Origin of the sequence: Candidatus Aquicultor secundus (assembly GCF_002791875.1) — a bacterium.
Classification (GTDB): domain Bacteria; phylum Actinomycetota; class Aquicultoria; order Aquicultorales; family Aquicultoraceae; genus Aquicultor_A; species Aquicultor_A secundus.
The window spans coordinates 1-12,196 of record NZ_PFNG01000144.1 but is presented as its reverse complement, the minus strand read 5'-3'; the positions used below and the strand labels follow the sequence as shown (position 1 = coordinate 12,196).

At 46.1% G+C, this 12,196-nt stretch carries 12 protein-coding genes and 1 riboswitch; of the genes, 1 reads left to right on the top strand and 11 read right to left on the bottom strand.

Annotation, left to right across the window (positions count from 1 at the left end):
- The 9 genes from COY37_RS05930 to COY37_RS11850 form a co-directional block, all read right to left on the bottom strand.
- On the bottom strand, positions 1-839 hold an 839-nt coding region (locus COY37_RS05930), incomplete at its 3' end, for a type II secretion system F family protein (RefSeq protein ID WP_286976719.1).
- Positions 840-847: 8 nt separating this feature from the next.
- Positions 848-2,482, bottom strand: a complete 1,635-nt coding sequence (locus COY37_RS05925) for a type II secretion system F family protein (protein WP_286678738.1) — start codon at positions 2,480-2,482, stop codon at positions 848-850.
- The gene (locus tag COY37_RS05920; protein WP_286678737.1) at positions 2,479-2,787 is read right to left on the bottom strand and encodes a hypothetical protein; all 309 of its coding nucleotides are present in this window, start codon (positions 2,785-2,787) and stop codon (positions 2,479-2,481) included. Before COY37_RS05920 ends, COY37_RS05925 begins: the two co-directional genes overlap by 4 nt.
- Positions 2,788-2,806: 19 nt before the next feature.
- Positions 2,807-4,165: a TadA family conjugal transfer-associated ATPase gene (locus COY37_RS05915; RefSeq protein ID WP_286678736.1), complete on the bottom strand. Its 1,359-nt coding sequence runs from the start codon at positions 4,163-4,165 to the stop codon at positions 2,807-2,809.
- Positions 4,166-5,365 (bottom strand): CpaE/TadZ family protein, encoded by a 1,200-nt coding sequence (locus COY37_RS05910; RefSeq protein ID WP_286678741.1) that lies wholly within the window; start codon positions 5,363-5,365, stop codon positions 4,166-4,168. It lies immediately after the preceding gene.
- An 18-nt stretch (positions 5,366-5,383) separates the two neighbouring features.
- Positions 5,384-6,136, bottom strand: a complete 753-nt coding sequence (gene cpaB, locus COY37_RS05905; RefSeq protein WP_286678735.1) for a Flp pilus assembly protein CpaB — start codon at positions 6,134-6,136, stop codon at positions 5,384-5,386.
- 20 nt (positions 6,137-6,156) lie between these two features.
- On the bottom strand, positions 6,157-7,830 hold the full coding sequence (locus COY37_RS05900; RefSeq protein WP_286678734.1) for a pilus assembly protein TadG-related protein: 1,674 nt from the start codon (positions 7,828-7,830) through the stop codon (positions 6,157-6,159).
- Positions 7,830-8,258, bottom strand: coding sequence for a TadE/TadG family type IV pilus assembly protein (locus tag COY37_RS05895; RefSeq protein WP_286678733.1), 429 nt, complete (start codon positions 8,256-8,258; stop codon positions 7,830-7,832). The genes COY37_RS05900 and COY37_RS05895 overlap by 1 nt, the downstream gene beginning before the upstream one ends.
- Positions 8,259-8,334: 76 nt before the next feature.
- A complete protein-coding gene (locus COY37_RS11850; RefSeq protein ID WP_353682455.1) occupies positions 8,335-8,478 on the bottom strand; it encodes a Flp family type IVb pilin in 144 nt (47 codons plus the stop codon).
- 177 nt (positions 8,479-8,655) lie between these two features.
- On the opposite strand from COY37_RS11850, the gene COY37_RS05890 reads away from it, so the two are divergent.
- Positions 8,656-9,981 (top strand): IS1182 family transposase, encoded by a 1,326-nt coding sequence (locus COY37_RS05890; RefSeq protein WP_286976715.1) that lies wholly within the window; start codon positions 8,656-8,658, stop codon positions 9,979-9,981.
- 387 nt (positions 9,982-10,368) lie between these two features.
- Positions 10,369-10,453, bottom strand: a riboswitch (cyclic di-GMP riboswitch).
- A 279-nt stretch (positions 10,454-10,732) separates the two neighbouring features.
- Here the strand turns inward: COY37_RS05890 and holA are convergent.
- Positions 10,733-11,680, bottom strand: coding sequence for a DNA polymerase III subunit delta (gene holA / locus COY37_RS05885; protein WP_353683003.1), 948 nt, complete (start codon positions 11,678-11,680; stop codon positions 10,733-10,735).
- A 164-nt stretch (positions 11,681-11,844) separates the two neighbouring features.
- On the bottom strand, positions 11,845-12,196 hold a 352-nt coding region (locus COY37_RS05880; RefSeq protein ID WP_286976712.1), incomplete at its 5' end, for a ComEC/Rec2 family competence protein.

The following is a 12,196-nucleotide window of genomic DNA, read 5'->3' as shown; positions in this document are numbered from 1 at the left end:
GGAAAAACCATCTTTACCGGCGCCTTCTGAGCGATCTCCTCGGCTCTCTGTCTTCTCTTAAGCCTCATCTCTGATGCTTGAACTCGCAAGATACTTCCAACGCTCACGCCAAAAGTTTCCGCCTGGACAATCGATGTAATAAAGTTGTTGAGTTCGTCAACATCCACACGCGCTGCCATACTTCTAAGAGCGTCTTTTCTTGATACGCCGATTTGTACCTCATGAAGCATCCGTGAGAACTCCTCGGCAAGCGGTCCGGGATGACTCTTGATCACCTTTGCCAGCGCTACGTCAAAGCTGAGCCCGGCTTCGACGCTGATTGTTAATAAATCCAGCGTATCCGGCAAAGCGAGGCGTATTTTTTTCTGCCTGTTTTCAACTAAATTCCCTAGCCATAGATCAGGTATGAAATATGAACAAGCTACGATTATCACACCCAGCACTACGAGCAAGGGGCTGATTCCCTTAATAGCTAGCAGTAGCACAATTAGCACGGCTACAACAATAACTAAAAGAGCTTTAAGCGATAGGAACCTATCTACGTCCATATTATCCGGATTCCCTGCCTTGATGAGCTTTATCTTTATCTGCTCCTCTATTCCTTTCGGGCTCATGCGCTTGACTACTTTTGATAACCGCCCGTAAAAAGGCATTATAATGCGCTCAAAAAATGACTTTGCCATTGGTTCGGCTGTATATAAATCTTGAACCTCATATGCATCAAGTTTCTTAAGGCTTTTCTTAACTACAACTTCATCTGAAAACACTGTAGAGAGAAGCGCATAAATAAAAAAAGCAACTGCAGCGAATACCAAGAGTACCAAGATAAAACTTGTCATAAAAACACCTACACCTCAATTGAAACGATTTTTCTCATCCAAATTATCCCTATGATCATAAGAATGCCGGCAACGCCAGCCATGATCCAACCGAGCACATTCGTGAAAAGCAGGCTCATATATCCTGGGTTAATCACCAGTAATATAGCCGTGATAGCGAAGGGTAACGCAATTAATATGTACGATGACAGCCTGCCTTCAGCTGTAAGCGTCTTTATTTGGCGCTTTAATGTCTCGCGCTCCCTTATTGTTTTGGCCACTATATCCAGAATTTCCGCGAGATTGCCGCCAACTTCGCGCTGGATGTTAATAGCCAACACCATCCAATGAAAATCATCGCTTTCTACGCGTGCTGCCATTTTATTAAGCGCCACCTCTATCGAAAGGCCCAACCTCGTCTCTGACAGTACTCTTTTGAATTCATCCGAAATTGGGGGTTTTGATTCTTCCGATGCAAGCGATATGGCTTGGAGCATGCTATAACCAGCCCTGAGAGAGCCGGCAAGCATAGATATAGTATCCGGTAACATTTCATTGAAGCGATTCTTTCTCCGGTCTATTGAGACTTGCACGAAAAGCATCGGAAGGATAGTGAGTAAAATAATAAACAGCAGTGTTAGCGCTAATTTGCTAAATAATACTTGCAGTAAAATGCTTGGAACCAAAACTATCAAGGCATGGAAGAAGATGTATTCAACAGGCCTTAAAGGAAGTCCGGCCTGCTCAAGCTTCACCCTAGCCAACTCAACAAAGCCCCGCTTCTCTGCAAGATAGCCGATCACGCCCAACGCCTTACTAATATATGGATTTGTGTCAGAAGGCTCATTTTTATTACCGTTCTGCGCCTGACTCCAAATCTGCTCATACATGCCCATCTGCTGTTTGAGTAAGCTTCTCTGCCGTGTAAACACAGCAATTACCCCATAGATAAAAAGCGAAGATGTGAGGAAAGCAACAAGTATAATCCCTGACCTGGCTAACCAGTTATCAACGATTGGTTTGATCCGAACAGGTGGATCCCCTGCCTTATCACCATCTAAGAATGTGGGGTTTTGGTAAGCAGCGTTGATATGTAATAATTTGGATCCTTGGCCTATGGTAATATCTAGATCAATATCTTTGGTATCAAACCCAGGGCTTCGATACTCGATCTCTATGTTGTTTTTAATCTGTTCGGCGATACGCGAATAAAAGGGGTTTAGCTCATCTGAATTAATTGCCTGCAGCAACTTTCCCCCTGATTGACTTGATATATTCTCAAGGGTTCCAATATCAAATTCAGGAGATTTCAGGGCAATAGTATACACGGGTACTTTTAATGCTCTTAACTGATCAATACATATCAGGGGCTTAGTCCTGCTGACGGTGTCTCCACCATCTGAAAGTAAAACTATATAATTTTGTTTCAGACCCGATGTTTTGATCTGCCGAGCAGCAAGTGATAGCGCATCGTAAACAGCGGTCTCACCGGATGCCTGGATTGCATTTATCGAGTTAATAACCCTTTTCTTGTTGGAATTATAGTCGGCAACCAGGTTGGGTTTCGAGCTAAAAGCGATTACGGAGATTTGATCATCGCTGCCCATCAACCGCACAAAGTGGCCCGCCGCTGCTTTTGCATCTGCAATTGGCTTGCCCTTCATACTACCGCTAGAGTCACAATTAGCAAGACCACCGCTATTGGCTTAGGTTTGATCATCAAAGGACTTACACGAAGGCCCTTGACAGCTTGCTCGTTCTCGCTAACCTTAACCGCTTGATAACCAGACCCTGCCTTTTCTTCCTCATCGAAAGCTGTGCCTGACAATAGTAGTTTTACGTTCGGATAGTTCTTGGTATTGATATCATTTAAAACGGTGTCAGAGCGTGCGGTCTGTGTACCCAATGCCAGCCAGCATGTCAGTATTATGACTATAGCGCGAAGTGTTATGATAGTCCGTTTTCCCATAATCTTTCCCTTTTTTATATTATCTGCGAGCCATCGGATCGAATTTGAAAGTATCAAGCGGTATCTGAATTCCGAAATCCATTAGTCTTTGTGTAAACGTAGGTCTGATACCTGTTGATTTTAGCCTGCCTTTAAATCGTCCGTCCTCGGTGATCCCCATAGAGAAATCAAAGCGGAAGATATCCTGGAGGGTAATGGTGTCCCCCTCCATGCCTTGGACCTCGGTAATTTGCGTAATCCTCCGTGAACCATCGCGTAGCCTCACGAGGTGAACTATTAAGTTAAGCGATGAGCTTATGTATTCACGAATAGCACGCATCGGCAGGTCGAAACCGCTCATCAGCACCATCGTCTCGACCCTGGAGAGAACATCGCGCGGCGAGTTGGCGTGCACTGTTGAAAGCGAACCGTCATGACCCGTGTTCATCGCCTGCAACATGTCGAGCGCTTCACCCCCTCTGACCTCACCGATTACTATACGATCCGGCCTCATACGAAGAGCATTTCTAACAAGATCACGGATTGTTATCTCGCCCTTGCCTTCGATGTTTGCCGGCCTGGATTCCAGCCTCAGCACATGATCCTGGCGAAGTTGCAATTCCGCCGAATCCTCAATTGTCACTATGCGCTCATCCCCAGGAAGAAACGATGAGAGCACATTAAGCATCGTGGTCTTTCCTGTACCGGTTCCGCCGGAAACAAGAATGTTCAACCGGCCTGCGACGCAAGCCTTTAGCAGATTGGCGACTTCCGAGTTCATGGTTTCGAACCGGATTAAATCATCGACAGTAAATGGATCTTTTGAGAACTTACGTATTGTCAGCATGGGACCGTTTATCGCCAGTGGATGAATGACGGCATTAACTCGAGAACCATCAGGAAGGCGGGCATCAACCATGGGAGAACTCTCGTCGATTCTCCGCCCCACCTGACTTACAATCTTGTCAATGATTCTCAGTAGATGGTCCTCATCGAGGAATTTTCGATCAGTTTTATAAATCTTTCCAGCCCGTTCAATATAAATACTGTCCGCATTATTGACCATAACCTCAGTTATGTCTTGGTCTTTGAGAAACTGCTCTATAGGCCCATAACCTAGGATATTGTCGATAACGTCCCTTATAATACCCTCTTTATCCTGGCTCGATAGGGGCATTGTCTCTATCGCTAGGAGGCTCCGCAAAATCTGCTCAACACGAGATTTTAGCGCTTCCCTACCAGTTCCAGTGTCATCTAGTTCGGGACCCAGTTCGTTTACCAGAGTGTAATGATACTTTACCTTGAGTTCGTCAAGCTCGTTTTCACGTGCGGGAACAACGTCGGTATCAGACCCAACACTTGAATTGGCTGATTGAGCAAGTCGATCGGTTAGTGACATTTAAGATAACCTCCTGATAATTCTACGAATAACCTGGTTTGACTCGCTTGGCTGAAGGCCATCCCTTTTCTTAGTATTCTTAATCTTCTCCGAAAGGCCGACTAAGCTCTTGGCGGCCGAGGATTTTGGTTGCTCAATAACGACAGGTACCCCTTTGTTAACGCTTCGTGGGATTATCCGGTCGCTAGGTATCCGTGCATCTGCTTTTATGCCTAACGTTTTTTCAACCTCGTCAGCTTCAAGCAATACTTTACTGTCTGCTCGATTCAGCACAAACTTGACTATTTCCGGTGGGTAACCAAGCTGCTTTAATGTTTGGATTGCCAATTTAATATTTTTTATGCTTGGCATGTCCATGGTTGCGATCAAATAAATAAGATCACTCTCATCAAGTGCCGTAAGTGTAACATCGTTAAACATCGGGGGGGTATCTATAATTATATAATCGAAGAACTGCCTAAGTAAGCCTAGAATCTTCTTAATGTGAACGGATGTTATCGAATCGGATTCATGCGGACGCACAGGAGCAAGTAATGCTCTTACCCCTGATGAGTGCACCGCAAGAAACCCCTGTAGCATATCCTTATCAAGTTGATCTATTACCTGGATCATGTCATAGATGGTGTGCTCGGGCGTCATCTGATACATGATACCGATATCGCCGAACTGGAGATCAAGATCAATTATAACTACCTTCTTATCCGTCAGCTTAGCAAGGGCAACGGCACAGTTAGTAGAAATTACTGATTTACCCACGCCACCCTTAGTGCTGAAAAACGTTATTACCCTACCCTCTACCGGCACCTGCTCATTTGAACTCGCTGTCTTTAAGTTAAAGGAATCCTTGAACCTCTTTGAAATATCCACCGATCGAGAGATAGATGCAATAATCTGCTCATTAGGGGATCCAAACTCGATAACATCTTTTATTCCAGCCTGCATGACAGCACGAAGCACGGTTGGGTCAAGCGCTTCAACAGCCATAATAATTGATATTTCCGGACTGCTGATCGATAGGCTCTCGGCTTTTCTTATCGCTATATCTGATATGATCGATGGGTCCATCACTATGGCATTAGGCGAATGTTTCTCTATGGCTTCATCAAGTCCAGAAATATCGTTAACATTTACGATAGACAGGTCACTGGTCTTAAAAAGCGATTTTATCTGGTTGCTAAACTTCGAATCTTCACCGACCACTATTATCAAACAAATCACCTACTTAAAAATGGTTTTGATAGTTACGCCTTTGGTGGCTACGGCCTCAGCATTAGTTGGTGCATGAAGACCCAGCCATACTTTGCCATTTTCCTGTGCGTATACAAGCTTTTCTGCGTCAGCCGGAACTAGCGCAAGAGTTATTGTCTTTTTGCTGTTATCGCTGCCACTCTGCACTTGTGATGAACCGGGCGTTCGGGCGTTCGGGGTTTCCTTTTCGGCCCCGACGCTCTCACCAACAGCGATAACCTGAACTTTCTGAAGGAGTATTTTTGTAACGTCGTCGCCATCAGCGCCGGGATTGAATGAAGCAAACACCGTTACTAAATCGCCGGGTTTCGCCATCCCAGCGATGCCCCGTATGCTGTCGTAAGGGATCGAGACTGCGAGATACCCTTTAGGTACCGTAAACGAAAGGCCTGCCTCGGACGGATGCTTGAATTTGCCGATCGTCAACTGTTCACCGGCGCTTATCGACACGCTTAGCACCTGGCCTTCAATATTTCTCGTCGAAGATATTGCCTGCGAGGCTACATATCGCCGAGGTACTTCCTTGAGTTGCGCAAGACGGTTGGTGGTGATATCTTCGATGCTCGTTCCTTTTTCTATATCATGGTTCGCCACCCATACTTGAACCGTTTTCTGCTCCTCCACCGCCTGCTTCTTTATGTTATTCAAATAGCTATTTACTCCTAAGGCAACAATCGCTCCAAGTATAACCGCGACTATGATGATCACTAACCTTGGTTTCAATTAAAACCCTCCTACTTAGTCTAGTTTTCGCCATCAGGTTTAACTAGGCGAACTGTCTTTATATTTGGCTCAGGCGGCGGTTCTTTTTGATAAATTCCACCCTTAACATACTCCATGAACCTACCTTGTAGAGCAGCACCGTGAGTTGGATTCTCGATAAAAAATTGCGCGAATCCAACGATACTTACTTTCGACCTACCATTAATAGATTCATACGTTGTTTCCTCCACCAGGGGAATCGTTGCAAGTCGGGGACACTGATTCCTGCTCTCGTGGGGTGTCGTGTTACTTTTCCACATATCCCAGGTGCATGTATCAGAACCGATACGTGCATTTACGCCCTGATCTAATGGACCAACCATTGCGCCTGTTTTGGTCCATACATAATCCCCGACCCTGTAATAATGGATAGGATGTGTGGCAGCCCAGGGGTCGGCATGAAGCAGCCCTGCAACTGCGTCACTAAATGCATTGCCCCCAGAGCCATTTCCTTGGCCCCCTGTCGGTGAATCCGGCAACCCTGTGCCGGGAGCAAATTCAGCATAATCTAAATCAAGACCGTAATAATTTCCCGGAGAAGTACCGTTATCAAGAAAAAGCGTATACAGTTTCTCATACTCAAAACCTTGCACTTTAACATTTACCGAAACTGGATTACTGGTTGAAATATAGTTAACGCCAAGGTCGACATCGTTAATTTCCTCACTGGCATCCCTCGAGACAATGTACGCACCAGGCCCACCGTTTGGAAGCACGGTGGTATCATCAATTTTTATTGTGATTGGGTAGGCCTGATATCCTGCATCAGACGCCGGAAGATCAACTGATGTGGTCGCTCTATAAATACCGCTCCCTAGATTTGACAAAGCAACCGAGTAACTGCCGCTGCCGTTCTGTTTTGGCCAACACGCTTCAACCTTGCTCGGACTGCCGGAAACATGGGCAGTAATAGTGATAGCCGTCGAAACACCGGCCTTTACAAAGTTTTCATCAACGGCTACCTCGCCGAGAGCTCCATTTGAGCCAACCACGAGAGCCGATGCACCGTTAAGCGGTTCTTCAAGACCCTGGTTATTAACCCTTATAATATCAATCCGATAATTCCCGTCAGGTAACGCCGGGATCATCCCGGAGTATTCGAATATATCGTTAACAAAACTACCGCCACCTAGTTTTTCTTTATAAACACTTGTCCCTATCGCTAGATCAACTGCTTCGACATAGACCTCTTTTGGCTTAGGGTTTGGAACGCCCATTGGATCCAAATCCTTTACGCCAACAAGGTAAGCAACTTCCGCCTTCGCAACTGCCGACACCGTTTTATCGAGAACTCCGAATATCTTTGCAAAAAAAAGATCGACTTTGCGACTTGTCGTTACCGTAACGCTTTGGTTGCCGGTATCTATAATAATCGGGTCGGCCGTTTGCGCAAGATTTCTGTTTACTGCATAATCACGCGCAACTGCCTCGGAAAGACTTACTACATTGGGATCTTTGGCTTGCATAATCATCTCTTGGCATCCCGCAAGTGCAGCCGCATCAGCTGCGGATTGAAGCTGGCACCGAATCTCGTAAAGATATCCGACGTCGACCGCTAAAGCGGTGAAACCGATGAATACCGTCATCATTAACGCAACGATTATCGCTACTGCTCCTTTTTCATTTTGTATATTTAAACTAGAGATACTTGCCATCACTCAATCCTTTGAGTTGCGATATTCGAGAGCGTTATATCAGGCCCTGCTATACCTATCGCAGTGCCTATTAAAGGCGCTATGATCGGTGTTTTATAGTGTACGGTAACCGCAACCTGCTCACCGATAAGTCCACTTCTATCACCGGCAGGGCTTATATCAATATCGGTATCAGCAAGGCTCAGGCCCGGAATCGAATTCTTTACCTTAGCCCGAACATCTGCATCGGGTTGCTCTAAAGCAGCCCACCGGGCGCCCTCCCGTGCAGCATGAGTTATTGAAATATAGTTAAAAAATATTAAGCCGAACTGCATAATCCCGAGAATTAGCGTTAAAAGTAAGGGTAAAACAATGGCAAACTCCACTGCGCTCGCCCCATTTTCGTTATGTAGACTCGTTAGAGACCTCTTAAATCTGATTGTTGACATACGTTCACCATAATTGCATAACCCATTTTTTAGATTAGCCCCGTATTAAATACGGGGCTAATCTAAGTAGCGGCCCCTACAGGTGTAGCGCAGCTGCGACTCCGTTGAACACAACGTTAAGCTGTGTGCCAATAGATGTTACAGCCGCGATGATAACTGCGGCAATTAGAGCCACCATGATGCCATACTCGACTGCGGTGGCCCCCTCCTCACTCTCCATGCGAGCTGCTAGGAGCCTGTCTAAATACTAGACCCCTTACCGGCCCCGCCCAGAGCCCTATCCAAGGCAAAAAGCTAGTGCCAAAAGTTATCATATCCCCAGCTAGCACTATCTATTGCGCTTAATTTGCGCTACACTATAGGTGGATAGCAATCAGTCATAGCTCGGAGGTACCAAGTGTTTTCAAAGAAGTTTCGTAACCATTCTACGGATCAGTTGCTTTTATTGCCGCCAGATGTAAGAGAGTGGCTGCCAAAAAATCACCTGGCCTACTTTGTAAGCGATCTTGTCGATAATCTCGATTTGTCCGAATTCATTAAAGCATACAAAAACACTGCCGAAGGCAAACCCCCCTTCCATCCGGCAATGATGCTTAAAATTCTTGTCTACGGCTACTCGACAGGAATATGTTCATCAAGGCAACTGATGCGCAAAATAGACGAAGATATAGCTTTTAAATTCCTTGCAGCAGGAGATAGACCGGATTTTCGCACTATCGCTCTTTTTAGAAAAAAACACCTGAGTGCCTTAAGAAAACTATTTTTGCAAGTGCTTAAGCTGGCTAAAGAAGCAGGGCTTGTAAAGATTGGCGTTATCGCCATAGACGGAACGAAAATGAAAGCCAACGCCTCCCGGCACAAAGCCCTCTCCTACGGGAGGATGGATGAGGTCGAAAGCCGCCTTAAGAGAAGAATAGACGATATCTTAAAAGAAGCTGGCGATATCGATATTTCCGAAGACGAGCTATACGGTGAAGACAAACGCGGCGATGAATTACCCGAAGAGCTGGCCGACCCGGTAAAGCGGATAAAAAAGATAAGGGAGCTGAAAAAGAAGATAGAGGAAGAAGAAAAGGCAAAGACGAACAATACGGGCGCCACACCAAAAGACAAGGAACAAAGAAGTTTAACCGACTATGACGCCCGGATTATGAAAATGCCAAATAAATCTTTTGATTATGCATACAACGGCCAGGCCGCCGTATGCGGAGATCCGAGAAAAGGCGAAGTGCAGATAATTGTCGCTACAAAACTAACCAACAGGCCCTGCGATGTCACAGAACTTGAGGATATGTTGAGAATCGCTGAAGAAAACTTGGGCGAGCACCCAAAGAAGCTGGTAGCCGATGCCGGATATTATTCAAAGGACAATTTAAAATATTGCCAAAATCGAAAGATCGACGCTTATATTCCGCCAAATAGACAAAAACATACCGAGCTGGGCGAACCATCCCCTAAAGGACGAATACCGGCCCATGCCACACAGGCTTTCCTGATGAGACGAAAGCTCAAAACCAAAAAGGGCAAAGAAATCTACGGCGCCCGGAAGGTAATGAACGAACCTGTCTTTGGGCAACAAAAACAGGCCAGAGGCATTCGGCAATTTCTTTTAAGAGGTCTTAATAACGTAGCTGCCGAATGGGATTTTATCTGCGCTACGGGCAATATCTTGAAACTATTTAGATACGGCAACCTACCGCAAATCGGCTGGGGGAAGAGTTGAGAAGCAAAAGGTAATAAAAATCAGGGACATGGGCCCGCAGATGCAATCGGTTTGCGAATTGAATTCAGTAATCAAAATTTAAGACGCAAACCTTATGGAAAACTTTTTTCTGTTTAAAGCTGATAGCAATATTTAGACAGGCTCCTAGGGCACAATATAGTCTGTTTAACATCCCCTTCACCTCCCTCCAGCGTATAAGTGAATATGATTTCTGAAATGTATATCGCATGCTTAACGAGCCTCGCAAATGGGTTATTGAATTCGTTAGCTCGGTAGATGATAGATTAGTAGAGGTATTAGTAGAGATACTTACAGACGTTGCCACATGCCTTGCTATTCTTATTGGGCCACCAATGGTTGAAAAAAAGAAAAACCCGGCCCCTTTTATTTCTTCAGGGTCGGGTTCACTACTTGCTCCGATATACCTAAGTGACCACATGATAGTATATCATCATCGCTTTCCCCGTAGTTACGTAGTATTGCTGCATAACTACCATTATATTACTGGTAATTATAACCAGTTATTGGGTGGTTGGCAACCATTCTAAGCGCTTTTTTTGCTTAAGTTATTCAAATAAGCCCTTTTACTGGGTCAAAATGCCTAGTATATCCCAGCAGAATGTTTTTGTGGCGAGTTTATTTATTGCTGTTCTACAGACTAATATGTGGACGACTACCGGATATTTATCTTTGCTTAGGGGGCACAGAATATAACCACGGGATGCTTAGCGAAAGGAACTGTGGTGAAGCTCTATACAGCCAACCTGATGATCAAATCCTCGAGGATGACCTCAGCCGGCTGTGGGCTCGATTTAAGCGCGATATCGGCTTTAAGTAGGTGTTTAAATGCGGTTTTAAGCTCATCGGTCGGGAAATTATAGCTTTGGTCGCGGTACTTCGCTACGACGAAATACGGCAGCTTCTTGCCTTCCTCCCCGGTCAGGTGCTCGACCACATACTTATTATCATGGCCGGCCTCGACCCATACCTTGGTGCGAAGCAATAGGCGGAAGTGCCTTGCGATAAGGTTTAGGATTCCGAGCGGCGATTCCTTTTGCTGGAGCAGATGATGCAGGTTATCGATGGCTTTATGGATGTTGCGGTCCCCTATGCTGTCGGCAAGGCCAAAGATAGAGGTCTCGTGTGATTTAGTAACGACGGGTTCGATATCCTCCGGGTCGACGATGCGGTCTGATTCGTGGTAAAGGCTGATTTTCTCGATCTCAACGCTGAGCCGCTCAAGGTCTACACCGACCTCGCGGAGCAAATACCGTGCGACGGCATCGGAGACGAGCTTTCCCCTCTCGCTGAACTGCTCTTTTATCCAGACGTTTGGGGTTTTATTAAATTTCTTCAGCGTATACTCGGCGATCTCACCGGATTTTTCAGCGGCTTTATATAGGCGGCTTGCCCTGTTGATAGAGCCGGCAACCAGCACCAGGCACGTCGATGGCGAGGGGTTCTCTATGTACTTGGCGAGCTGCGAGGTGTCCTCTGAGGAGAGTTTTTCCACGTCTTTGACGATGATAAGCCGCTTATCGGACATGAATGGCAAGGTGTTCGCCGCCTGCATGATCTTGCCCGCGTTCGTTTCGGCGCCGCTAAACTGGTCGAAGTTAAAATCCAGGTCGAACTGCGCCGAGATCCGCTTGCGCAGGCGCGCAAGCGCCTCGTCTATCATCTTCTTGTCCCCGTGTATTAGATAGACGGATTTGAGCGGTTTTGGTTGTGGTGGCTTTTTTGTTTGCCCGGCTATTATTCTGTCTCCTTTTGTGTGCTATATCTAAGCTTAGACGGCTTGCTATATAGCAACTGTGAGTGCCCCCTAGATTCTTCGCTATCGCTCAGAATGACAGGGAGTCGCTACTTGCTGCCTTTTTCAACGAAGACGCGGTAGGTCGTGCCGTCAGTGATTATTGTAACATCACCGTTGCGGTCTGTGCGGTAAATTTTTGAGCCGCCGGCTGCGAGTCGGCGGATTGCAGAGCGCGAGGGATGGCCGTATTTGTTGCCTTCGCCTACCGATATAACCGAGACCGCAGGAGAAGCGTGGCGCAAGAAATCCCGGGTGCTTGAGGCGGCGCTCCCGTGATGGCCTACTTTGAGGACATCTGCATCGATATCAGAGTCCTCGTCCACCAGACGTTTTTCGATATCCTCACCGGCATCGCCGGTGAAAAGCGCCTTGAACTTGCCGTATTTTATCATAACGACC

Bases quoted from the DNA above. Each gene is read 5' to 3' on its own strand.
- COY37_RS05925 (WP_286678738.1), bottom strand. From the start codon at position 2,482: ATGAAGGGCAAGCCAATTGCAGATGCAAAAGCAGCGGCGGGCCACTTT.
- COY37_RS11850 (WP_353682455.1), bottom strand. From the start codon at position 8,478: ATGGAGAGTGAGGAGGGGGCCACCGCAGTCGAGTATGGCATCATGGTG.
- COY37_RS05915 (WP_286678736.1), bottom strand. From the start codon at position 4,165: ATGTCACTAACCGATCGACTTGCTCAATCAGCCAATTCAAGTGTTGGG.
- COY37_RS05900 (WP_286678734.1), bottom strand. From the start codon at position 7,830: ATGGCAAGTATCTCTAGTTTAAATATACAAAATGAAAAAGGAGCAGTA.
- COY37_RS05920 (WP_286678737.1), bottom strand. From the start codon at position 2,787: ATGGGAAAACGGACTATCATAACACTTCGCGCTATAGTCATAATACTG.
- COY37_RS05895 (WP_286678733.1), bottom strand. From the start codon at position 8,258: ATGTCAACAATCAGATTTAAGAGGTCTCTAACGAGTCTACATAACGAA.